Origin of the sequence: Staphylococcus chromogenes (genome assembly GCF_029024625.1) — a bacterium.
GTDB lineage: Bacteria > Bacillota > Bacilli > Staphylococcales > Staphylococcaceae > Staphylococcus > Staphylococcus chromogenes.
The window spans coordinates 546,522-570,833 of the sequence record NZ_CP118953.1 but is presented as its reverse complement, the minus strand read 5'-3'; the positions used below and the strand labels follow the sequence as shown (position 1 = coordinate 570,833).

Genomic DNA, 24,312 nt, shown 5'->3' with positions numbered 1-24,312 from the left:
GGACATCATGTCAAAGGAAAAACGTATTGCACAAGAAATTTTGACGCAAGTCGGTGGGATAAACAATATCAATTCTATTATTCACTGTATGACGAGAGTCCGTTTGGATATACGCCATGAAAATAAGGTGAATATGGAAGGACTCAAACAGATTGAAGGGGTTTTAGGCGTTGTACAAGATGAACGTCTTCAAATTATTGTCGGTCCCGGAACAGTGAATAAAGTCGCACAAGAAATGGCTAAAACGTCAGGGGTTAAATTAGGTGAACCTATCCCCCATCATGATCAATCCACACTGGAAGCAAACACTAAAGCCAAATACCGCACCCCCCCTAATGCTTTTACACGTTTTGCTAAAGTGATTTCGAATATTTTTATCCCTCTTATCCCTGCTTTTGTAGGTGCTGGATTAATCGGTGGAATAGCGGCTGTATTAAATAACTTTATTGCTGCTGGAACTATCCAAGCTGAATGGGTTAAACAACTCACGCTTGTTTTCGATATCATCAAAAATGGCATGCTTGCCTATTTAGCTATTTTCACAGGATTTAACGCAGCACGTGAATTTAATGCGACGCCTGGGCTTGGAGGTGTAATTGGCGGAGCGACCTTACTAACAGGCATGCCTGAAGATCATCCCTTACCTAATATTTTTACAGGAGAAGGCCTATTGCCAGGACAAGGGGGCATTATTGGCGTCATTTTAGCTGTGTGGATTTTAAGTCTAATCGAAAAACAACTCCATAAAATCATTCCTAATGCGATAGACATTATCGTTACACCGACGTTAACACTACTTTCAGTCGGATTATTAACTATATTTATTTTAATGCCTGTGGCAGGTTGGGTTTCAGATGGCTTAGTCGGGATTGTTAATGGTATTATCGAGCATGGCGGCATTTTAAGTGGCTTTTTGATTGGTGCTTTCTTCCTTCCATTAGTTATGTTTGGACTCCATCATATTTTCACCCCTATCCATATTGAAATGATTAATCAATCCGGGGCCACTTATCTTTTACCTATTGCAGCCATGGCGGGCGCAGGTCAAGTAGGCGCATGTTTAGCCCTATGGTTTAAAAGTAAGCGTAATCCTATTTTAAGAAATGTGCTTAAAGGTGCCTTACCTGTTGGCTTTTTAGGTATCGGTGAACCTCTGATTTACGGGGTGACCTTACCTTTAGTTCGTCCGTTTTTCACCGCATGTATCGCCGGTGGGATTGGCGGCGCTGTCATCGGTGGCATTGGCGGGATTGGAGCAAGTGCAATTGGGCCGAGTGGCCTCTCTCTCCTCCCTTTAATTACGCATCAAATGTATTTAGGCTATCTTGCAGGATTATTCGCGGCATACATTAGTGGATTCGTACTAACCTATGTATTTGCCTCAAACAAAAAATTGATAGATCAATTTGGTAAATAAAGTTGTATTATCAATAGACATGGATGAACTTTACCAAGGATCAAAAAAAGATTAAATACAAAAATGACACTCAACACGAGAGGAAACGCGCACTTAAAAGCCATCAAAATTTATGTACAGATAAATTTTGATGGCTATTTGAATGCAAGTAAAAACCGCTTTAAATCGCAGTTATTCTAAATCTAATCACTTCCACAAAAAAACTGCCCACAAAGTCTAACACTTTGTGAACAGTTTTAATAGATTAGTTTCTATAGTTTGAATTCCTCTTTACTATGCTTATGATAGCCCTTCATAAAGAAGAACAATGCCATGAATCCTAAAAATACGAATCCAATAATAACAGAAACGCGTGTTTCTACATTGATAACCATACCAATAAGCACGAGCACTAAAAAGGCAATAGTTAAATAATTTGAAAATGGTGCAAATGGCATTTTAAATGGGTGATTCTCGATTTTTTCAGGGAATTTTCTTCTGAATTGAATATGACTGAATAAAATCATAAACCAAGGAATCATACCCGGTAAAATTGAAGCACTATAAACATATACGAAAATGTTTTCTGCACCATCAATAATCATTGGTAAAACAATATTTAAAATAACCCCAACAAAAATACCGATTGAAACGGCTAATACCGTATAGAAAGGCACACCGTTTTTCATGACACGTGTAAATATTTTAGGTAAGTGTCCATTTTGTGCAAGCGTAAAGATCATACGACTTGAGCTGAAAATACCAGCGTTACAACCTGACATTGCTGCTGTAATCACAACAAAGTTAATTAAACCAGCTGCAATCGTAATACCCACTTTTGCAAAAGTTGCTACAAATGGGCTACCTAAATCTTGTAATTCATCCCATGGATAAACGGTTACAATTACAAAAATCGCACCTAAATAGAAAATAAGAATACGCCAAATGACCCCATTTACCGCACGTTTAATATTTTTTTGTGGATCTTTTGTTTCTCCAGCCGTAATACCAATAAGTTCTACACCTTGATAAGATCCAATAACAATTGATAATGCGAAGAAAAATCCTAGAATACCATTAGGTAAAAATCCACCATGCGCCCATAAATTACTTAAACCAATCGGATTGCCTCCATTGCCTAAACCGAAGAAAATAAGTCCAAACCCAGCCACAATCATTAAGATAATTGTGACAACTTTAATCGTAGCAAACCAAAATTCAAATTCACCAAATGCTTTTACAGATACGGCATTCGCTGCTGCTAAAATGACAACAACAATGACGCCCGGAATCCAAGTCGGTAGCTCAGGCCACCAAAACTTCATATATTCTCCTACCGCAATAACTTCGGACATCCCTACGACAATCCATTGGAAAATATTTGCCCATGCTGTCACATAACCTGCTACGGGATGTATGTAATCTGTTGCATAATTCGCAAATGATCCTGTCGTCGGATAAAGATAAACCATTTCCCCCATCGCACGCATGACTAAAAATAGGAAAATACCGGCGATTAAATACGCGAAAATAACCGATGGTCCGGTCCAGGCAATAGTGCTCGATGCCCCCATAAATAGGCCTACGCCAATCGTCCCACCAAGTGCGATCATTTGTATTTGTCGCGAACTCAGCCCTCTGTGTAATTCTTGATTATCTTTCATGATAACTCCCCATCTCCTTAATATAATAAGGGTCTTTCTGTTTTTTTGTCATGACGCTATTATACTACAATTTTCAAATGTGAAAAGTGATTTTTCTAAAATAATGTAAGCACTTTCATAAAATAGTTTTATTCTACCTAATAAATCTTTCTAAACGCTTATATCCTTTGTCTCTCTATGAAACCAATTATGTAAGCGCTTTTATATAATATTATTCACTTGCACAAACATAAAACCTTTGTTCAAACACCAAAATATTTTGTGAAAATATTCACAAATAATGTTTTTGCAAGTATACTGTTTGTATGATTGCGTAAGGGATTGATGATAATGAATGATAAAAATATCAAATGGGACAAAATTTTTTATGGGTGTGCATGGATCGCAAATATTATCGATACAATTCAAACGAAAGATATTTTGCAAAGTTTTTACTTTAAACGCTATTTACTACGCGCGATGATGGCTGGATTTATTATTAGCATTATTGCGGTTTTTGTTTTGATGGTAAAGGCGACGTTTGCTCCTGATTTAGGCTCAGGATTAGTCAATATGATTGGCGCCATCACATTTAGCTTTGCATTAGTACTTATCTTATTTACGAATTCTGAACTCCTCACAAGTAATTTTATGTATTTTACTGTTGGGTTATATTATCGCTTAATTCGCCCTATTCGAGTGTTTAAAATTTTTATGCTTTGCTTTTTCGGTAACATTATTGGCGCGTTTGTACTTTTTGGTTTAATGCGCTTCAGTGATATTCTCTCTCCTGAAATGTTAACCTTACTTGATAAAACAATAGAAACAAAAGCGGCCTATACTTTTCAAAATATCTTTATTCGGGCAATTTTCGCTAACTTTTTCATTAATATAACACTAGTGATTGCTATGCAAATAGATGATATTTTCGCTAAAATGTTTGTCATGATGTTTGGGGTTACAATCTTTGCGTTTATGGGATATGAACATGTCATTTATAATGCTTGCTTATTTGTAGGAGGCCTATTCTATCAGACAGAATCATTGACATTAGTTCCTGCCCTCAAAAATATTGTCGCTGCTTTTCTCGGTAATTACGTAGGTGGCGGCCTCATTATCGGTTTATTTTATGCCTATTTGAATGACCATGGGCAATTTAGGGCACATCGTATTAAATAAAGAGTCCTTCATCTATGTTATAATAGCTAAAAAATGAGATGCGAAGGAGTTTCAATATGGATAAACAGCGATTTATTCGGGGTGCTATCATTGCGGTTATACTTGGAGTCTTATATTATGCGATGCAAAGCTTTAATACTCAAAATGACATTTATGCTTTAATCATGCGTTCAATTCTGTTGGCTATTGTGTTTTTTGTTTTATATATGCTTATATTTAGCTTATTGAACAACGCTTCCAGAAAACGCCAATATGGCCCTCCATTAATCGTCTGCGTCATTCTCGGCCTCTTAATTGGGAAGGTCTTGAACTATCCCTTCGTGGGTCTGATTATCGGGATTTTCATCGCCCTCATTATTGGTTATTTTATTGGAAAGATGCAAAGGAGACCTTAATGATGTCAACACAAACACTAGGTATCATCATGATCATTTTACTGCTCTTAAGTTTTATTCCTAATGTCTTTATGTTATACAAAGCAAATAAGGAAGGAACCCCTGCGACACGTTTTAAATTAATGGTAGGTGTGGATGCAATTTTACTTGTATTAGTCATAGCCGCCATCGTTCTTTTCTCATAAAAATAGCGGATTGGGAACTTTCCCAATCCGCTATTTTTATTGTCTATGTCATTGTGAATGAAATCCACCGTTGAAAAATGTGCGCTACGTCTTCTTCGCCTATTTATATTTTTCCTTGTAATAAAAAATAATACAATAAAGACGCAACGATACCATAAAGTACTAGGCCCACAATACAAGACGTCATATGCACACGAAAAGGAATATGGCGTTGGAAGATAGGCGCAAGCACAAGGTTACCTATCACAATAATCAGAGGCGCAACGATAAAAAAGAGAATCATTTCTAAACTCATTGCGCGACTCCATTAAAGAATTGGTCTATGACTTGTGTTAAATCTATATCTTTAGCTAAGAGCTCAAGTGATGAAAAATCACTAACTTCCGTCATAGGATTCGTATTTACAATCACATCTAGACCTGCAGTGATGGCTGCAGTGGCTCCATTGACCGAGTCTTCAATAGCTAAGCAATGCGTTGGACTAAAGTTTAAATACTGTACCGCTGATAAATATAAATCCGGTTCAGGTTTGACCGCTTCGACATCTTCACGTCCTTTAATCACTTGAATATAGTCTCCAATGCCTAATCGCTTGATGAGCGGTTCTATGTCTTCACGTGCACTACTTGTCGCAACCGCCATCGGAACGTGACGTGCATGTAGTTGCTCCATGAGCGTTTTAACCCCCTGCCTTAAAGGAAGATGCCTTGCATGCTCGTGATGTTCTTGATAAATTTTAGCCACTTTTTCCTCGCCAAAAATCTCAATTAAATAGTGATGCAACGCTAAAGCACGTCCTCCAATATTAGACCTATAGAAATCTATTGAAATGGGCTTTTCCTTCGCTTTTTCAAGATGCATATTAATGACATCAAATAAATGTTGCTCTGTATTAATAATCGTGCCATCAAAATCAAAAATTACCGCTCGGTACATAAAGGGGCCTCCTTAGTTGTCGTTTTCATTTAGTGTAACAAATCTGACACCCGCATTCACGTTTATTCAAAACCTGGTTCTACTGTCGCAAATTCAAACATAATATGATTTTGGCGATAGTAAAGTGATTCAAACCATTTTCTATCAATCAATCCTGAATGACGGCCAGGCAAGTGGTCATGCTTTTCAATAATTTTAGGCAGTGCTTCTTTTGTTGTCGCAATCGCATGATGGTGGACATATCCACGACCAGGTCTTACATTCGGTCCGTCTTTTTGAATGACGACGATATCACTGTATAAACCATCATCAACAAGCGTAAACGTATGTTCATCCATATTTGTACGTTCATGATAGTCTAAATGTTTTGAAAGATAATTTAAAGTTGAGTCTATATCTTTAACATGAATCTCAATAGGACCCATTCCTAAAATTTGATATTCCTCTGGGATGTCTGAAGCTGTAGGATTGCCCCATTCTTGTGGCAATGTATAATCATCATTAGCAATCATCACAAATGATAGTGACTCTGGATCGTCAAAATAGAGCGCATCTTGATGCATATAGGTCCCACGTTCGATATGATGCGCTTTATCTTGTAATCGTTTTTCAAAATAATCTAATGCTTCGCTATTACGCACAAGTAAGCCTATTCTCGCAATCATATTTGTGCCTTTACGCATCATACCTGCAAGGGGTAATTCAAAAAAGGTTAACAGTGTACCAGGTGTACTTTTATTGTCACCGTAGAAGATGTGGACCATATCATTATCATCTTGGTTCACGGTTTCTTTGACTAATTTTAGCCCAAGGACGTCTAAATAAAATGCCTTATTGTCGTCAATATTTTTAGTATACATAGAAATATGATGATGACCTGTAATTTTTGACATACATATCACTCCTAAGTTCTTTTCTTGAGTATACTTTTTATACCATCAATTTTCAATTCCCTTGCTTACCGTTATAACAACATGAAAAAACAAGTTAATCCAATGAGAATAATGGAGCATGGAAAAGCCAATGTTTGAATTAACCTCACTTTTCTCATGGAGAGATGTGCTTTCATCAACCACGTTTCCATTATAAAATTGACCAACGTTAATAATATCGTTAATGTGATAAGCAATTGAAATCCATTGTCAAACTGTTTGACGAACCCGAACGAAAGTACAAGCATCGTCATAAAAAGCGTCAGTGTAATAAAATAATGATTTAAAATTTTAGTCACCATCTCGTTCACTCCTTTCAAGAATCATGCGTCATCAGTTAAATGATTTTTATATCGAACCTATTTTTAGAGACTTTAATGATGACTTATACCCAATAATTTAAAAATATTTTCGCACAACCTAAATCAAAAGTAAAGTTAATCTAAAAAGATGATAAAGAAGCGGGAAATTATTCCTGGGTGTGATATCTCTCCATGAGCGTTTATCAAGATTTATGGTTTTTGCCACTCACACATTAAAGGACCGAAACACTCACATGTTTCGGCCCAACAAATATATTTCATTGTGCGTACAGCTCAACGCACGGTGAATTTATGTTGTTTCTAATTGTTTCTGTTGCTTTTCAAATCTTGCCGCCCAGAATTTGGCAAGCGTTGGTCCTGTTAAGCAGTGAATAAAGCTGAACACCGCACCAGGGACTGCTGCCAGTGGATTAAAATGCACTGTCGCTAATGAGGTTGCTAAACCTGAATTCTGCATTCCCACTTCTATTGATAATGTCTTTTTATCTTCATAAGACAATTTAAAAATATGTGCAAGAAGATAACCTATAAAATATCCCAATAGATTATGTATGATCACGACAATAAAAATGAGTACGCCTGTTTCAATGATGAGCGCCTTGCTATTTGCTACGACGGAGCCTAAAATTAATGAAATGGCTACCACCGAAACTAAAGGCAAGATATCATCTGTTTTTTCAGCAGCTTTATAAAATAGACGCTGGATGATTAAGCCGATAATAATTGGGATGAGGACGACCTTAGCCACTGAGCCAAACATACTCGAAAACGAAACATTCATCCATTCATGCGCCATTAAAAACATAAGTGCTGGTGTCACGATAGGCGATAAAATAGTAGAAACAGAAGTGACTGCAACGGATAACGCCACATTGGCTTTTGCCAAATAACTAATGACATTACTCGACGTTCCACCTGGGCAACACCCCACTAATAAGACTCCTATCGCAACTTCAGGGGGAAGTTGAAAGGCTTTTACGATAATATAGGCGAGGAGTGGCATAATTGAGTATTGTAAGAGCACACCAATAATTACGGGTTTTGGGTATTTAAATACTTTTTTGAAATCTTCTAATCGAATAGATAATCCCATTCCTAACATCACCACTCCTAATAGATAAGGAATCCACGGTGTAAAACTTGAAAAAGCACTCGGCATCACAAAGCCGATAAAACTGGCAATGAGCATCCAGATTAAAAATGTTTTTGATGCGAATTGTCCGATTTGTCGTAGCATAGCTGTCACCTCTTAATTATTTTAATATTCAGAATATTAACACAACAAAAGCGTCTTGACAATACAATTTGATGAAATAAAATCGAGACCTTTTTAAGTTTACGCCTTTAGACCTAATGCTTTTTATAAGAGTGAGTGCTAAAATGAACTTAATAAACCATAGTTAAAAGAGGAATCGTAATGCTTATTGATAAGTTAGAAGACTATTCTATTCAAATTGCAGAATTAAATCGTCGCAAAATTCGTCGCCAAATCGAACATTTATTAAAAAACGTAAATTTACCTTCTCCTTTGCAACATGAATTTTATAAATCACAAAAAGCATATATACTCCGTGTACATATTCAAAAACAAGCCCTTCCATACTTGTTGAGCTTTCTCAGTTTCCATCGTATAACAATTTATCAAGTGATTCGAACTAAATTCGAAAACGAACTCTTCGCCATTGATCAATTAGCCCATATCGAACGCCGGTTTGATTTTTATATTGATGGGTTAACTGACCCGTTCATAAAAGATAAAGTGATTGAAGTGTTACATCAAGGGACCAAGCTCCAAATGAAATATACACTCCGAAAAAATGTACTTTCCCTAACGTCAACGCTTGAAGACGTGGGGGCTATTTTAAGTCTTTTAAGCCGACATCATATTGATATTTATCAAGCTTATGCCCCGTCCCAACCACAAGCACATATCACGCGTATTTCATAGCTATCACCTTCATATCACAACACTTTTTGGACAGTCTAAGCGCCTAGGACACTCTAACTTAAATAATGTTAAATAGCCATCAAAATTTACGCTCTAATAAATTTTGATGGCTATTTTTTTGCTATTTAAATCAGCTTTAATGCGTCAGAAATGATGCATTCTTGATTAATCTATGGGTTGTTCTTCTATATATTTTTGCATCGTATCGAACATATTTTCAAAACCATGCACCATACTGTCGTGATATTCTTTCTTTTTTTGCTTATATTCAAGTTGGGTCAAACGACGTTCTTTCGGAATTTCACTTTTATAGTAAAACGTCATTTGCGTAATGCCAGGACTACGTTCTTCAAAGTAGACTTCAATATCGTCTTGTTGATCGCTAAAGTCTGGCATTTGAATCGTTAACGCCAACTCTTCACCTATAACAAGATGCTTGTACACGCCTTCAATACGAACGGTTTTAGCTTGACGTTGATCAATAATCTGATATTGTCCGCCTTCAATGGGTTCACTTTCAACACTTCTATTTGTTCGAGATGTTGTCATAAACCAATGACGTAATATTTCAGAATCTGTCCATGCTTGATATGCAAACTCTGGTGTCGTTTTTAATAATCGGACGATTTTAACTTCGACCCATTCATTTTGCGTGTTTTTCATGGTTACTCTCCTCACTTTAAAACCATTTCTGGTATGCCATACACTGTAACGCACGGCGTTTATTTTTAAATGTACGTTCAATTCTCTATATGTCTAACATAGCACATTTCATCTTAATTTGAATGTGATTTGTTTTTTAGTCTTGGTAAATTAAAAATAATCGCCACAATACCACATAACGCTAACATCACAGGATAGATAGAATATGGGACTAACATCACAGGAGAAATGCCTGCAACTCCCGCTGCTGCAATCAATTGCGGGCTATAAGGGACAAATCCTTGCCATGCACTTCCGAAGATATCTAATAGGCTCGCAGATTTACGACGGTCGATTTGGTATTCGTCTGCGATATCTTTTGCAAGCGGACCCGACATGATAATCGAAATAGTGTTATTGGCTGTAGATATATCTGCCACACTTACAAGACTCGCAATCCCGAATTCTGCACCACGACGAGTTTTGATTTTGCTTTTTACTTTATACAATAGCCAATGAATACCGCCATGGTGTTCTACTAAACCAATCATGCCTCCAATTAATAAAGCAATGATGGCAATATCCTCCATCCCGACAATTCCTTCTGAAGCCGCTTTTAAAAAGCCTGCAAGCTGAAACGAATGGTCTGCGATACCAATGACACCAGATAAAATGATGCCTGCTAATAAAACGATGACAACATTAATACCGATGAGCGCCAAAATGAGCACGAGAAGATAAGGTATGATTTTGATGAAATTATAATCATAACTTTGGCCGTGATGAACATGATTGCCGTGGGTCAAAAACCATAAAATAATAATCGTTATGATTGCTCCAGGTAATACAATGCGAAAGTTCACTTTAAATTTGTCTGCCATTTGTGTGCGTTGCGTTCTAACAGCCGCAATTGTAGTGTCTGATATCATAGACAGATTATCTCCAAACATTGCGCCTCCGACAACTGTCGCCATCGCTAAGGCAGATGGGATGTCTGTCGCTTGACTCAAACCAAAACCGACCGGCGCAATCGCCGCCACTGTTCCAACAGAAGTTCCCATAGAAATAGAAACAAACATACAAATAATAAATAATCCAACGATGAGTAAATTTTGCGGAATCATCGATAATCCGAAATTAACGATAGATTCTACGCCTCCCATCGCTTCAGCCGTTTTAGAAAAGGCACCGGCTAAAATAAAAATAAACATCATTAGAATGATATTCGAATGTCCCGCACTTTTCGCAAAAATTTCGACTTTTTCTGTAAATTTTTCTTTAGGATTCATGACTAACGCAATGATGACGCCTACAATCGCAGCGACATTCAGCGGCATAAAGGTAAAGTCTTTTGTAATAATACCTGCGCCTAAAAAGATACAGATAAATACAACCAATGGGATTAACGCCCAACCGCTTGCTTGCTCTTTTATTTCTTTAGACATTATAATCTCCTCACAAAATTTAAGGTCAAACGCTAATAGTGTGGCATGTGTACAATCACTATTAGGTCTGACCTATTTGATGAATTGAACTTCTTATCTTTAGCCATCTGTGCTTCTGGAATTGGCACACGCACAATCATGTTGCCGAAGTTTCAACGGGCCAGTCCCTCCACTTCTCTTGATATGAAGTATTTAATTTTCCTGTTAAACTTTACACGAATTTAGGCGATTCGTCAATTCGTGCCGTCTTCTAAGAGGCGATTTACAAATGCTTCAAAGTAATCTGGAACACGCTCTAAAATACGTTCATCCGGATTGAATTTTGGATGATGCAATGCAAACTCACTTTCAGAGCCAATCATCGCAAAATAGACAGGTGCCACTGTTTGATAGCCTGAAAAGTCTTCTCCAATCGTTAAAGGACGTTCGAGTTCAGAGGCCTGGTAGCCCACATCTTGAGCGGATTGCATGGCCATTTCATGTAGTTCCGGCGTATTGTTCACAGCCTGTGTAATCGTTTGATAATCTAAGTCAATGTCTACTTCATACTGCTTTGCAACACCATCACAAATTGTGCGCATACGTTTAGCGACATTAGATTGGACCTCTGTTTTAAATGTGCGTACCGTTCCTTCCAACATGGCACTATCCGGAATGACATTCCACGTTTGTCCGCTATGCACTTGACCTATTGTGACTACCGCTTCTTCAAATGGCGCTGTATTACGGCTAACAATAGTTTGGAAACTTTGAATTAATTGTGCTAACACAACCTGAGGATCTTTAGCGTCTTGAGGCATCGCAGCATGTGCCCCTTTCGCTTGAATGTGAATACGAAATCGGTCGACATTTGAGGTCATAAAGCCTGGTTTGGCTTGCCATTCCCCTATTTTCAAAGTAGGATCATTGTGAAAACCAATAATCGCTTTAGCGCCCTCAAGTAGCCCCGTATCTACAATTCTTTCTGCGCCAAATCCAACTTCTTCTGAGGCTTGAAAAATCAACCGTACACGACCCCTTAGCGCCGATTCACGTGCTTTTAATTTCATTGCTAAACCTAATATCGCCGCCATATGGACATCATGGCCACAGGCATGCATCACGTCTTTCGTTTTTGAAGCAAATGACAATCCAGTTTGTTCATCAATCGGGAGTGCATCAATATCTGAACGCACTGCGACCATAGGTTCTCCTGCTCCGATTTCTGCAACAATACCTGTCAGTAACGGAAGATTCAAAACATGAATTTGCATCTCTTCTAAAATTTCTTTGAGTTTTTCAGTCGTCTGGAACTCATCATTCGAGACTTCCGGATGCGCGTGAAAATAGCGTCTCCATTGTACCAATTGTTGAATATCTGTCATTTCGTCCACCTACTTTCTTATGTATCGAATAATATAAAATAGAAGGGTCCCTATTAAAACTCCTAACGCGAGATTTTTAGTCAAAATAATCAATATCCATGTAAAAGCCATGAGACTCAAATCCATATAGCGCTTTCTTATTATGAGTTGTTTCGTTTGTCGGTCAAACGTACCAAACGAAATCGTCACGAGAACTGTTGCTAACACTACGATTGGGATTTGACCTACAATATCTCCTAAAAACACTAAAAATAAAAGTATCGTAACGCCCGTCACTAAGGTAGATAAGCGAGAGGTCGCCCCCATTTTGTAATTGAATTTGGATTGTCCAACGAGCGCACTACCGCCAAGTCCACCAAGTAGTCCGAGAGTAGCATTGGCAATACCTTGCGCCATAGATTCTTTACGTTTATCACTTGGATTCCCCGTCAAATCATCCATCATTTGTGCGGTCAAACTTGTTTGAATTGTTGCAACCACAGCTAACATTACCCCAAACAGAAGAATATCTAAGAAGTGTTGAGGTATGATAGAAAGATGAAAAGGTGCAAATTCGGGTAAAATAAATTTAATTTTTGCAAGATCTTCCACTCGAACAATATTAGGTTTTAAAAGCATACTGATAGCCGTTAAAATCACGATTGAAACAAGTGTGGCGGGTACTTTTCGTGTCCATTTCGGTACTGTATAAATAATCATAAAACTCATCACTGCAAAGAGATAAGTTTGTAGATTTTTACCAAATATATGTGGGAGTTGCGACGTTAATAATAAAAAGCCTAATGCATTCATAAACCCAATGACAATAGGTTGCGGGATATAGGCAATAACTTTATTTAATTTCAAAAAGGAAAGACTTATTTGAATTATACCCATTACAAGTGTCGCCCAAGCAAGCACATATATATCATCACGCGTTGTGACCATAATGGCAACGAGCGATACGCCACTACTCGGCGCTGAGACCATCAAACGTCGGTGTCCAAATATACTCATGATGACCATCATGAGTCCTGTGCTCATCATCCCAATCATTGGACTCACACCTGCAATCAGCGCAAAAGCTATCGCCCCTGGAACCATGGCTAATGCGACTAAAACGCCTGCAAGGCTATTGGCTTCGTATTGACCTTTCCATGATTTCATATATGCTACGATTGCCCCATGATTACACACTCCCTCCCCCTCATTCTCTATTTCATTGTATCAAAGTAAGTTGAACAACGTGGAAAATAACCTCTATAGTGCCATTTAAAAGCATCATTCAATCAAAAAAACGAGTTAGGAGATCGCCCAACTCGTTTATATGGTAGTCCTACATACAAGTATTTATTTGTATCATCAAATAACGCGCCTTTTTATTAAAGTGCTAATTGATGATCGACAATCACTTTACCGTCTTTAATCACTTTTTCTGCATGATTTATACCATAATGATAAGGAATGTATTCATGGTTTGGGGCATGCCAAATGACGATATTTGCTTTATCCCCTTCATTGATAGTTCCCGCATCTACATTAATCGCCTTCGCTGCGTTAACAGTGACCGCATTCCATATTTCATTTGGTGATAATTTAAGTTTAAGGGCTGCAATGGCCATCACCATTTGTAAATTATTTGTCACACAACTGCCTGGATTAAAATCTGTCGCAATGGCGATTGCACCATGGTTATCTAACATGCCACGTGCATCTGCATAGTCATTTTTACCTAGATAAAACGTAGTTCCCGGCAATAAGACCGCAACCGTATCTGAATCTTTTAATTTGGCCTTGTCTTCATCACTAGAAGCCACAAGGTGATCTGCAGAAATCGCTTCTTCATCTATGGCAAGCCCTAAGCCGCCTAAAGGATCAATTTCATCTGCATGAATTTTCACTTGGAAACCTTCTTTTTTAGCCGCTTCCATGTAACGCTTAGATTCTTCTATAGTAAAAACGCCTGTTTCGCAGAAGATATCCGCAAAATCTGCATATTTTTTAACTTCTGGAAGCAATTCTACCATCTCTTCTAAAAAAGCTTCGTTTGAGGTTGCATCTTTTGGAACTGCATGAGGTCCTAAAAATGTATGTCTCATATCAAGCGCATATTTTTCTTGTAATCGACGTGAAACACGAAGTTGCTTCAACTCATTTTCTTTGTCTAAGCCATAACCACTTTTGCTTTCAACGGCTAAAACTCCGTGATGAATCATAGTCAACAAATCATGTTCTGCCTTTTTGAATAAATCATCTTCACTCGTTTGACGTGTGGCTTCAACCGTTGAAAGAATGCCACCACCTTGCTCTAAAATTTCCAAGTAAGAAACGCCTTGTCGTTTCAACGACATTTCGTGTTCACGAGAACCCCCGTGCACCAAATGTGTATGGGCATCTATAAGCGCAGGAGAAACCACCTTACCTGTCGCATCAATCGTTTCTTTCGCTTCATATTCCTCTGAATGCGGACCAGAATAAACAATTTTTCCGTCTTTTACAACAACAGTCCCATTTTCAATGACTGTGAGTTCGTCTAATTCTGCGCCTTTTAACGGGCGTTCAGTTGATTTGGGTAAAATTAATTCTTTAATGTTTTGGATTATTAAATCATTCATTATTTGTCATCACCTTTACCTGTAATCATTGGAATATCTACACCTTTATTTTGCGCAGTTTCGATAGCAATGTCATAACCTGCATCTGCATGTCTTACTACTCCCATACCCGGATCTGTAGTTAATACACGTTTTAATCGACGATCAGCGCGTTCAGAACCATCAGCTACGACAACCATACCCGCATGAAGAGAATATCCCATACCAACGCCGCCACCATGATGCACAGAAATCCATGATCCACCGGCTGCTGTATTCACAAGTGCATTTAAAATTGCCCAGTCCCCTACTGCATCGGAACCGTCTTTCATCGCTTCTGTTTCACGGTTAGGAGAAGCCACTGACCCTGAGTCTAAATGATCTCGACCAATAACGATAGGTGCTGAAATTTCACCTTTACGTACTAATTCATTTAAAGCTAAGCCCATTTTGGCACGATCACCATATCCTAACCATGCAATACGTGACGGTAAACCTTGAAACGCAATTTTTTCACTCGCCATATCTAACCAACGCATGAGCTTTTCATCTTCAGGGAAAAGTTCACGCATTAATTGATCTGCACGTTCAATGTCTTTAGGATCACCTGATAAAGCCGCAAAACGGAAAGGCCCTTTACCTTCACAAAATAGTGGTCGAATATAGGCTGGAACGAAGCCTGGAAAATCAAACGCCTTTTCGAGTCCTTGGTCAAACGCGACTTGACGAATGTTATTTCCATAGTCAAAAGCAATCGCACCTTTTTCTTGGAATTTCAACATCGCATCGACATGTTTTTTCATTGATTCAGAAGATAATTGGACATATTTTTCTGGATCTTCTTCACGTAACTTTGCAGCTTCTTCTAAAGAATAGCCTTCAGGGACATATCCATTTAATGGATCATGCGCAGAAGTTTGGTCCGTAACAATGTCAATTTTAAAATCACGTTCTAAAATCTCATGGTGAATTTCAGCTGCATTACCAACTAAACCAATGGATAAGGCTTCACCTTTATTTTTAGCTTCTTCAGCTTTTTCTAAAGCTTCATCTAGAGAGTGGGTAATGATATCACAATAACGCGTGTCAATTCGCTTTTGAATTCGTGTTTCATCCACGTCTACACCGATGACAACCCCTTCATTCATTGTTACTGCTAAAGGTTGTGCGCCTCCCATTCCGCCAAGACCTGCTGTTAAAGTGATTGTTCCTTTTAATGAACCATTAAAATGTTGATTCGCACATTCTGCAAACGTTTCATAAGTTCCTTGAACAATCCCTTGAGAACCGATATAGATCCAACTCCCTGCAGTCATTTGTCCATACATCATGAGTCCTTTTTTATCTAATTCATGGAAGTGCTCCCAATTTGCCCATTTAGGAACGAGCACTGAATTAGATAATAATACACGTGGTGATTCTTCATGTGTTTTGAATACAGCGACAGGTTTTCCTGATTGCACAAGCATTGTTTCGTCCTTTTCTAAACGGCGTAATGTTTCAACAATTGCATCAAAAGCTTCCCAATTTCGCGCTGCTTTCCCTATTCCGCCATATACTACTAATTTTTCAGGATGTTCAGCAACTTCAGGATCTAAGTTGTTATATAACATACGTAAAACCGCTTCTTGTTCCCAACCTTTACATTCAATTTCTAACCCTTTTTTCGCTTTAATTTCTCTTGACATCATGAATCTCTCCTTTGTTTAAAATAATAGTAGACTAATTGGAATGGTAATCAATAATGTTAAAACAACACGAATAAACCAAATGACCACTAACTTCCAAATAGGAATTTTAATTTCCGTCGCTAAAATACAAGGCACTAGCGCCGAAAAGAAGATAATCGCTGAGACACTTGTAATCGCAACGACAAATTTCACCTCTAAAGCGGCTTTAGCCACAAGCAATGAAGGTAAAAACATTTCAATAATTGAAATGGCCGAAGCTTTTGCCAAAAGGGCTTGATCTTGAATTGGAAAAATCATAATAAATGGGTAGAAAATATAACTCACCCAATCGATAATAGGTGTGAAATTTGCCAATAATAATCCGATAAATCCAATTGATAAGATGGAAGGCAAAATGGCAATAGTCATTTCTAAACCGTCGCGGACATTGACCCAGATGTTTTTCAATAACGGCAATGAATGATGTGATTGTCTTTTAGCCTCATTCCAAGCCGCTTTTAGGCGACTTCCCTTGACCTTGACTTCTTGTTCGCCTTCTTGTCCCCCGTAATAGGCTTCGCTCTCGTTGGAAATTGGGGGTAAGTGTGCGGAAATGGCTGTCACAATAAATGTAATGATGAGACAAAGCCAAAAATAAAGGTTCCAATGGTACATTAAATCCAGTGTACGTGCCACAATGACCATAAATGTCGCAGAAACAGTTGAAAAACCTGTGGCAATGATGACCGCCTCTTTTTTGTTATACATGCCATCCTTATACACACGATTGGTAATTAATAATCCGAGCGAATAACTTCCCACGAATGAGGCGACGGCATCGACGGCTGACTTTCCTGGTGTTTTAAATATTGGACGCATAATCGGTTGCATGAGCACACCTATAAACTCTAGTAATCCATAACCTACTAATAGAGATAAAGCAACAGCACCAATAGGTATCAGTATGCTTAACGGTAACATCAGCTTTTCAAATAAAAACGGACCATAGTCAGGTTGAAATAATAGGTTGGGTCCCCATTTGAAAACGTACATTACACCGATAGCGGCACCCAAGATTTTAAAAAAGACAATAACGGCTTCTGTAATCGATTTTCGGTAATCTTTTCGTATTATAGGCAACACTGCGCCTAACAAAATCATCACCAATGCCACATAAGGCATGAATGCTCCTAGTAAAGCACGTACGCCTAAGTGCGCGTGATCGACGAGTATGGTTTGATTGCCATTAATCGTCATCGGAACAAAAAAGAAAATAATTCCTAAAATGCTGAAGATCCAAAACTGCCACATGTTACGCCCACGTGTGGACTGAACTCCCTTTGTTTCTTTCATTTTTATAAGACACCCCTTTGAACTTTGCCTTATGAGCCTTTAACGACCTCCATTATGAGTAGTTTCTGAAATTTTTAATTTGCCATATTTCTCCCCATTATTATTAAATTTCCCGTGTCGATAAAGTCCCTTTTTCTTTATATCAACACGCTTAATATGTTCTGTGGGTGATTCCCCAACAATTTCATTGTAATATGGTAAGATATTAATGACCAATATAAATAAACTAATTATTGATAGCTTGAAACTATAAATGGAGGTCAAAATGAAAATTTTACAATTAGAGTATTTTATCGAGGTCGTTAAACAGAATAGTTTTACTAAAGCGGCTCGTACTTTGCATATCAGTCAACCTTCGTTAACCGCAACAATTAAAAAAATGGAATCACAATTAGGCTATGCCTTGCTCAAACGTACTACGAAAGATATTTCTATTACTGAAAAAGGCATTCAATTTTATAATTATGCGCAAACCTTAGTACAGCACTACCATCAAACGATGGAACAAATGTTTGATTTAAAATTAAGTCATACACCTAAAATCAAACTCTCTATTTTAGAATCTACAGCACATTGGGTGGCCACAGTCATTAAAGCACACAATATGAAACATCCTGATCAACATTATCAAATTACAGAAATTTTAGATTTAAACACATTGACGCAAAAATTATTAGATTTTGAGATTCATTTCGGTCTTTCGAATGATGTCATTAAAAATGAGGAAATTATCTCCTTGCCACTCTACACAGAAGATTATGTGGTGCTGACCCCGCAAAATGAATTCCAAAATCAAAAGGCACTTTCTATTAAGGACTTGCCCCTTATTCTCACCATTCAGCCTTATCAAGTCCGCAAACATATCGACGATTATTTTACCCATATGCAAGCGCGTCCAAATATTGTTATGGAAGTTGAGAGGTTTGAAGTTGCGACAAATTTTGTGCATCAACGAATGGGATATGCGGTCATACCCCGCATTTATTATCAGTCCTTTAAGACGAGTCATCTCGATGCCATTCCGATACAACCTAAAATAGAGCGCACCATTTATATCAATTATGCTAAAAACAGACAATTTTCAGCCCAAATGACCACGTTGTTAAATGATATCCGTGAATTTTGGCAATTTAAAACAACATAAAAAATCGTCATGAACGCCTTTGAGGAATAGCGTTCATGACGACGTCTTTCAGTGTTAACACATCAATAATGAATAAAATAAGAGAGGAATTGACCAATGAGTTTAGCTGTTCGTTGATCAACATCGTAATGAGGATTCATTTCTGCAATGCTCACAGATGTGACATGATCATACTGTAAAATACGTTTTGCTAATGTTAATACACAGTGTGGCGTGAGCCCGAGCACTGCACTTGCACTTACGCCAGGCGCATAGGCACTATCAATCACATCCATACAAATTGTAAATAATATCACATCGTGATCATGGATAAAATGTTCAATTTTATCTTTAACTTGTGGGGCAATGTGTTCCGTAATTTCGTCTGCAAGCACATATTGCGTTCCTGTTTGGTCTGCATACTCAAACAAACTAGGCGTATTGGCTGGACGTTGAATGCCGATGACAAAATAATCTAAGTTGTCGTCTTGTTCTAACATTTGACGAAAACTTGTACCCGAAGTAGAACTTTCTTCTTTACGATTATCAAAATGAGCATCAATATTAATAACGCCAATCGACTTTTCAGGATGGGCTGCACGTACACCTAAATATTGAGCATAGGCAATATCATGTCCGCCCCCTAATAAAAATGTACGCTTATGATTGAGTATTAATTGTTCGACATATTTTCCATATTCTTTTTGCGCCTCAAATAACGAGTCATGATTAAAGGCAAAATTACCATAATCAATGATGGGGGTCTCAGACGCTGCAGGCAACCCCGCAAAAGCTTTCTTAATCGCATCTGGTCCTTCTTTAGCGCCGATGCGTCCTTTATTCAGCTCCACACCTTTGTCTATCGCATAGCCTAGTAATGCAACACTGTCTGGATGATTTTGAATGGTCTCAACATTTTCAAACTGAACGGTTTGAAAGTGTCGAAACGCTTGTCGATCCGTTTCACTATCCAATCTGCCTGTCCACAATTGTGTATTTGGTTCAAGATACATGATGATGAATCCTCCTTCAAACTAAAAAAAGAATGAACTATTACATATCAAGTATACCCTTAAAAATGTTTAATAAAAATGCTTTCAACATTTTACTTTTATTACAATTAGATGATAAATCTCACGCATCAATTTATTTATTGTATATATACCGTTATAATGTAAGCTAGATTATGAGATGAAGCATGTGATAGAATTTTACATATTTACACATCGCTTTTACTATTATTTTGCGTACCCTGAATATGGAGGATTAATTATGAACCATTCGCGTATTTCAGGCTTTCAATGGGCAATGACAATCTTTGTCTTCTTTGTCATCGCATATGCCAGTCCCGTGATTTTACGAGATTTTCAAGAAGCATCCGGCTTGAAAAATTTCGTGTTCTCATTAAATAGTTTAGGCCCATTTATTGCCGCTATTATTTGCTTATTGATTTTCAAACATAAAAAAGAGCAACTAGAAGGTTTCAAATTAGGCATTAATTTAAAGGTCATTGAACGCCTTTTACTCGCTTTAACGATACCATTTGTAATTTTTATTATTGGTATGTATAGCTTTAACACATTTGCTGATAGCTTTATTCTATTACAAGCTAAAGACTTATCTGAATCCATTTGGACCATTTTAATTGGACACTTATTCATGGCCTTTTTCATCGAATTTGGATTCCGTTCATATTTATTGAATATTGTTGAACGCAGATTACCATTTTTATTCGCAAATATCGGCGTCAGCTTATTGTACTTAATTTGGGATGTGAATACGGCTTTTGGTATGCCATACACGATGTATAGTGCCATTTATGTATTTTCATTTTCAATGATTGTCGGTGAGCTTGTGCGCGGTACAGGCGGCCATTCTATTTATATTGCGACACTATTTCATGCATTTATGTCTTTCGCAAAAGTTTTCTTCTTCAGTGAAGAAATTGGCGATGTGTTTTCGATGCAAGTCCTCGCCTATGCGACAGCTGCTATCGCCGTTATAGTCATTGTTGTAAGTTTAATCAAACGTTTATTGACGCCACGTCATAAAGGTGATGACGATGACACACCGATGTTTTATGACCAACAACGTGAACATGATATTGAAGAAACAGACAATGAAGCGCATCATCATGAAACGCGTCATCATGCATTAAACAACCATCATCATGAGCACACACATAATCATGAGCATCATGAAGCCCATAATCATGACATGGATGTAGATGAAGAAACACGTGCGCGTGCAATTGTACAAGAAGATGAAGCACCTACAGAGAATGACAACGCTACAAATGAACGTACTTCTCGTTTACGTCGATAATCAAAAGACCGAAGAGACAAATGCCTCCTCGGTCTTTTTGTTATTTTGTTGACTTAGACAATATTTTGACGCCCTTTTTTGTTCCTATAATAGCTTCATCTGCAAGGTCTAAAAAGTATCCTGTCTCCAAAACGCCTGTTAAATGAATTAAGAATTCATGAAACTCATAAGGATCTTGAGCTGACGACATCTCGACATCTAAAATATAATTTCCATTATCCGTAATGAGCGGCGTGTCCTCGACCATGCGGCGATAAGCTTTTACCGGATATGCGGCTTCAATTTGCTTTCCAAGTTGGTACCAGTTGAACGTATCCACCTCTACAGGAAGTTTAAATGTCTCCCCTAAGTAGTTTACACATTTCGATTCATCCGCAAGTACCACAAAGCGTTCTGCAAAAGCATCAATCACTTTTTCTCTAAATAAGGCGCCACCCCCGCCTTTGATGAGATTCAAGTTTGGGTCAATTTCATCTGCGCCATCAATGGCTAAATCTATCTTTTGAACATCATTAATATCTAAGATTGGAATATTCAACATTTTCGCTTGATACGCTGTTCGTTCCGAAGTACATACCCCTCGTAACTGATAGCCTTGCTCCATTAATTTTGCAATTTCAGGAATTAACAATTCAATCGTACTCCCTGTGCCAATGCCTAAAGTCATACCATCTTCAATTTGCGCGACTGCATCTTTCAATGTCAATAATTTTAATTGTTTTGTGTCCATCTTATGCCGACCCTTTCTACGCTTTTTCCTTTACTTTTATTGTACATGAATACACATAAAATACCATCCTCTACAAGACGTTTTGCTATTTTTCTTATACAATAGGACTAACACTTATCTTGGAGGTAAATTATGGAATATTCGATTACAGCGATTTGTACAGGTAAAATAGAAACATTGCATTATGATCATACCTCATTAAAAAGTGCGATGAACAAAGTCCCCCTCCAACATGAGACTTGGTTGTCTCGCCTTGGATTTGAGGGCGATGAGCAGGAATATCACGGTCATGGTGGCCCGGATAAAGCCGTTTGTTTATATAGTACGGATCATTACGCTATGTGGGAAGATGTCATCTCACCTATTCCGCCCTATGCTTTTTTCGGTGAAAATATTTCAGTGGATGGCATTGATGAAACAGAATTGTATTTTGGTAACCAATATCAATTAGGAGAAGCCATTATAGAAGTGTCAGAAATTCGTGAGCCGTGTCGCAAAATCCAACAAAAATATCAATATAATGGGATTATGAAGCGGATGATGGCGACGGGTAAAACAGGATGTTATTTTAGAGTGATTCAAGAAGGTAAAGTCGCGCCTGACAGTCGTCTTAAATTGCTTAAAATGGCGCCTGTAGACACGCGTTTATCCGTACAGGCACTTAATGATGTGTATTATAATGACAAAAAGAACAAAGAGAAGCTTTCCTATGCGCTAAAAAATCCTTTTATTACAGAGGAACGACGTAAGAAATTAAATACGTTATTGATGCGTTGTTCCACAACGCAATAAAAGAAGAGGTGATGCTCATGGAAGTTCAATATTCTAAAACTAAAACCCATGCGATTCAAGCACTTACTAAAACCTATGAAACAGATATTCAAACACTGTTTCACTATCTCAGTACGAATAAAGGGATTCAACAATGGTTTCCAGAGCTTTCCTTTGATGAGGATAAGCTTTACTTCCAATTAGAAAACCAAACGCCTATAGCCATGCATATTTGGGAATATACAAAACCCACACAAATAAAGTTTGAATGGGCGACAGGGACAGTTGAAATGACACTTACAGCATTAAGTCCAAATGAAACTTCTCTACACCTCCATGAATCGCTCCCCCAAACTATCGAACATCTAGGGATGGATTTTGCAGGTTGGCAGTACAAAATTGATGCATTAAAAATGCTCATAGAAAAAGGGCACATGCCCAACCAATCAGAATTTGATTTTAAAGCACGAGCCACACAAATCCTCGACATTTTAAAATTGAAATAAACATTTAAAATCTACTGTCAATAAACATAAAACATTATTTGATATATTTTAAAGCATAAAATCCCCTTCACAATGTGTAAGAGGATTTTTATGCTTTAAACTCGTGATCTTCGAATATAAATATGTCTTCAACAGTTGTGTTGAAAACCCGTGCGATTTTAATCGCTGTTAAAATCGAGGGCATAAACTCTTGACGTTCAATTAAAGAGACCGTCTGCCTTGAGACGCCAACTTTTTTAGCAAGTTCAGTTTGATTATACCCTTCACGCGCACGTAATTCTTTTAATCGTGTTCGCATGGCAACAACTCCTCATTCAACATCATATTTTCCCAATCATCACTCAAAAGATTAATTCAACTTGAGGAAATGTGAATCACGCATCCACCTCAATCATTATCAAATGTCACCCTTAAAATATACTATTACCCGGGAAATGATTTCCCTGTCTTTCTTTATCCTCTTGAAGGCAGGACCATGACCAATACGCCAACAATACAAATCAATGCGCCTATCACGTCAAACTTGTCCGGGGGTTCATGATCAATCCAATACGCCCATAATAAACTGAGTACGATAAAAACACCGCCATACGCTGCATATACACGACCAAAAGTTGGAAAACTTTGAAAGGTAGCGACGACGCCATATGCCATTAATAATAGACCCCCAAATAATCCTAGCCACGCGGATTGATCGTTGCGCAGCCAAAGCCAAATGAGGTAGCCTCCTCCGATTTCGCACAGTCCTGCTAATATAAAAATGGCAGTTGGATACAAAAAGTTCATATTTTCTTCTCCTCACACCTGTTGTTAAAACGATTTCTTCAATACTGTATGATACAATCAGCAAGTTTTCAACTTAAAAAGCGAGCT

Annotated in this window: 26 protein-coding genes and 1 riboswitch; of the genes, 9 read left to right on the top strand and 17 right to left on the bottom strand. The window is 37.8% G+C overall.

The window, feature by feature from the left end:
• Positions 1-7 precede the first annotated feature (7 nt).
• Complete coding sequence (locus PYW36_RS02510) at positions 8-1,417, top strand: PTS transporter subunit EIIC (RefSeq protein ID WP_103158978.1); 1,410 nt, start codon at positions 8-10, stop codon at positions 1,415-1,417.
• A 251-nt stretch (positions 1,418-1,668) separates the two neighbouring features.
• Here the strand turns inward: PYW36_RS02510 and PYW36_RS02505 are convergent, their stop codons facing one another.
• Positions 1,669-3,060 (bottom strand): amino acid permease, encoded by a 1,392-nt coding sequence (locus tag PYW36_RS02505; protein ID WP_037574929.1) that lies wholly within the window; start codon positions 3,058-3,060, stop codon positions 1,669-1,671.
• Between the two features lie 330 nt (positions 3,061-3,390).
• Here PYW36_RS02505 and PYW36_RS02500 point away from each other — a divergent pair, with 330 nt between their 5' ends.
• From PYW36_RS02500 to PYW36_RS02490, 3 genes are read left to right on the top strand one after another with little or no spacing between them, the layout of a single operon-like run.
• Positions 3,391-4,218, top strand: a complete 828-nt coding sequence (locus PYW36_RS02500) for a formate/nitrite transporter family protein (protein ID WP_103158977.1) — start codon at positions 3,391-3,393, stop codon at positions 4,216-4,218.
• A gap of 56 nt (positions 4,219-4,274) precedes the next feature.
• A complete protein-coding gene (locus PYW36_RS02495) occupies positions 4,275-4,613 on the top strand; it encodes a hypothetical protein (RefSeq protein ID WP_103158976.1) in 339 nt (112 codons plus the stop codon).
• 2 nt (positions 4,614-4,615) lie between these two features.
• Positions 4,616-4,798, top strand: a complete 183-nt coding sequence (locus PYW36_RS02490) for a hypothetical protein (RefSeq protein ID WP_037574936.1) — start codon at positions 4,616-4,618, stop codon at positions 4,796-4,798.
• 103 nt (positions 4,799-4,901) lie between these two features.
• On the opposite strand, the gene PYW36_RS02485 is transcribed toward PYW36_RS02490, so the two are convergent.
• The 5 genes from PYW36_RS02485 to PYW36_RS02465 form a co-directional block, all read right to left on the bottom strand.
• A complete protein-coding gene (locus tag PYW36_RS02485) occupies positions 4,902-5,093 on the bottom strand; it encodes a hypothetical protein (protein ID WP_103158975.1) in 192 nt (63 codons plus the stop codon).
• Complete coding sequence (locus tag PYW36_RS02480; protein WP_103158974.1) at positions 5,090-5,734, bottom strand: HAD family hydrolase; 645 nt, start codon at positions 5,732-5,734, stop codon at positions 5,090-5,092. Before PYW36_RS02480 ends, PYW36_RS02485 begins: the two co-directional genes overlap by 4 nt.
• A gap of 62 nt (positions 5,735-5,796) precedes the next feature.
• A complete protein-coding gene (locus PYW36_RS02475; protein WP_103158973.1) occupies positions 5,797-6,627 on the bottom strand; it encodes a VOC family protein in 831 nt (276 codons plus the stop codon).
• A 71-nt stretch (positions 6,628-6,698) separates the two neighbouring features.
• Positions 6,699-6,968, bottom strand: coding sequence for a hypothetical protein (locus PYW36_RS02470; RefSeq protein WP_037574945.1), 270 nt, complete (start codon positions 6,966-6,968; stop codon positions 6,699-6,701).
• A gap of 310 nt (positions 6,969-7,278) precedes the next feature.
• Positions 7,279-8,226: a bile acid:sodium symporter family protein gene (locus tag PYW36_RS02465; RefSeq protein ID WP_103158972.1), complete on the bottom strand. Its 948-nt coding sequence runs from the start codon at positions 8,224-8,226 to the stop codon at positions 7,279-7,281.
• Between the two features lie 180 nt (positions 8,227-8,406).
• Between PYW36_RS02465 and PYW36_RS02460 the strand changes: the two genes are divergently transcribed.
• On the top strand, positions 8,407-8,937 hold the full coding sequence (locus tag PYW36_RS02460) for a hypothetical protein (protein WP_037574949.1): 531 nt from the start codon (positions 8,407-8,409) through the stop codon (positions 8,935-8,937).
• A gap of 165 nt (positions 8,938-9,102) precedes the next feature.
• Here PYW36_RS02460 and PYW36_RS02455 read toward each other — a convergent pair whose 3' ends face one another.
• From PYW36_RS02455 to PYW36_RS02425, 7 genes are all read right to left on the bottom strand, one after another.
• Complete coding sequence (locus tag PYW36_RS02455) at positions 9,103-9,600, bottom strand: SRPBCC family protein (RefSeq protein WP_103158971.1); 498 nt, start codon at positions 9,598-9,600, stop codon at positions 9,103-9,105.
• A gap of 113 nt (positions 9,601-9,713) precedes the next feature.
• Complete coding sequence (locus tag PYW36_RS02450; protein WP_103158970.1) at positions 9,714-11,024, bottom strand: Na+/H+ antiporter NhaC family protein; 1,311 nt, start codon at positions 11,022-11,024, stop codon at positions 9,714-9,716.
• 90 nt (positions 11,025-11,114) lie between these two features.
• Positions 11,115-11,212, bottom strand: a riboswitch (SAM riboswitch).
• A 45-nt stretch (positions 11,213-11,257) separates the two neighbouring features.
• A complete protein-coding gene (locus PYW36_RS02445) occupies positions 11,258-12,388 on the bottom strand; it encodes an amidohydrolase (RefSeq protein WP_103158969.1) in 1,131 nt (376 codons plus the stop codon).
• A gap of 9 nt (positions 12,389-12,397) precedes the next feature.
• Positions 12,398-13,534, bottom strand: a complete 1,137-nt coding sequence (locus PYW36_RS02440; RefSeq protein ID WP_103159006.1) for a SulP family inorganic anion transporter — start codon at positions 13,532-13,534, stop codon at positions 12,398-12,400.
• A gap of 215 nt (positions 13,535-13,749) precedes the next feature.
• Positions 13,750-14,982: an imidazolonepropionase gene (gene hutI / locus PYW36_RS02435; RefSeq protein ID WP_103158968.1), complete on the bottom strand. Its 1,233-nt coding sequence runs from the start codon at positions 14,980-14,982 to the stop codon at positions 13,750-13,752.
• Entirely contained in the window at positions 14,982-16,649 is a 1,668-nt protein-coding gene (gene hutU / locus PYW36_RS02430; protein ID WP_037574959.1) for a urocanate hydratase, read from the bottom strand. The genes hutI and hutU overlap by 1 nt, the downstream gene beginning before the upstream one ends.
• Before the next feature lie 18 nt (positions 16,650-16,667).
• Entirely contained in the window at positions 16,668-17,942 is a 1,275-nt protein-coding gene (locus PYW36_RS02425) for a YjiH family protein (RefSeq protein WP_422784795.1), read from the bottom strand.
• Positions 17,943-18,249: 307 nt separating this feature from the next.
• On the opposite strand from PYW36_RS02425, the gene PYW36_RS02420 reads away from it, so the two are divergent.
• Positions 18,250-19,128 carry a LysR family transcriptional regulator gene (locus tag PYW36_RS02420; RefSeq protein ID WP_103158966.1) on the top strand — a complete coding sequence of 293 codons (879 nt, stop codon included), beginning with the start codon at positions 18,250-18,252 and terminating at the stop codon, positions 19,126-19,128.
• 62 nt (positions 19,129-19,190) lie between these two features.
• On the opposite strand, the gene hutG is transcribed toward PYW36_RS02420, so the two are convergent.
• The gene (gene hutG, locus PYW36_RS02415) at positions 19,191-20,120 is read right to left on the bottom strand and encodes a formimidoylglutamase (RefSeq protein WP_103158965.1); all 930 of its coding nucleotides are present in this window, start codon (positions 20,118-20,120) and stop codon (positions 19,191-19,193) included.
• Positions 20,121-20,379: 259 nt separating this feature from the next.
• Between hutG and sdpC the strand changes: the two genes are divergently transcribed.
• A complete protein-coding gene (sdpC, locus tag PYW36_RS02410) occupies positions 20,380-21,432 on the top strand; it encodes a peptidoglycan release complex CPBP-like subunit SdpC (protein WP_103158964.1) in 1,053 nt (350 codons plus the stop codon).
• Positions 21,433-21,472: 40 nt separating this feature from the next.
• Here sdpC and PYW36_RS02405 read toward each other — a convergent pair whose 3' ends face one another.
• Positions 21,473-22,162 carry a ribose 5-phosphate isomerase A gene (locus tag PYW36_RS02405; protein ID WP_037574967.1) on the bottom strand — a complete coding sequence of 230 codons (690 nt, stop codon included), beginning with the start codon at positions 22,160-22,162 and terminating at the stop codon, positions 21,473-21,475.
• Positions 22,163-22,294: 132 nt separating this feature from the next.
• Between PYW36_RS02405 and PYW36_RS02400 the strand changes: the two genes are divergently transcribed.
• Positions 22,295-22,954 carry an MOSC domain-containing protein gene (locus PYW36_RS02400; RefSeq protein ID WP_103158963.1) on the top strand — a complete coding sequence of 220 codons (660 nt, stop codon included), beginning with the start codon at positions 22,295-22,297 and terminating at the stop codon, positions 22,952-22,954.
• A gap of 17 nt (positions 22,955-22,971) precedes the next feature.
• Positions 22,972-23,439 carry an SRPBCC family protein gene (locus PYW36_RS02395; RefSeq protein WP_037574972.1) on the top strand — a complete coding sequence of 156 codons (468 nt, stop codon included), beginning with the start codon at positions 22,972-22,974 and terminating at the stop codon, positions 23,437-23,439.
• Between the two features lie 88 nt (positions 23,440-23,527).
• Here the strand turns inward: PYW36_RS02395 and PYW36_RS02390 are convergent, their stop codons facing one another.
• Together PYW36_RS02390 and PYW36_RS02385 are read right to left on the bottom strand one after the other, a co-directional pair.
• On the bottom strand, positions 23,528-23,737 hold the full coding sequence (locus PYW36_RS02390) for a helix-turn-helix transcriptional regulator (RefSeq protein WP_037574974.1): 210 nt from the start codon (positions 23,735-23,737) through the stop codon (positions 23,528-23,530).
• A gap of 155 nt (positions 23,738-23,892) precedes the next feature.
• The gene (locus PYW36_RS02385) at positions 23,893-24,225 is read right to left on the bottom strand and encodes a YnfA family protein (protein WP_103158962.1); all 333 of its coding nucleotides are present in this window, start codon (positions 24,223-24,225) and stop codon (positions 23,893-23,895) included.
• Positions 24,226-24,312 lie beyond the last annotated feature (87 nt).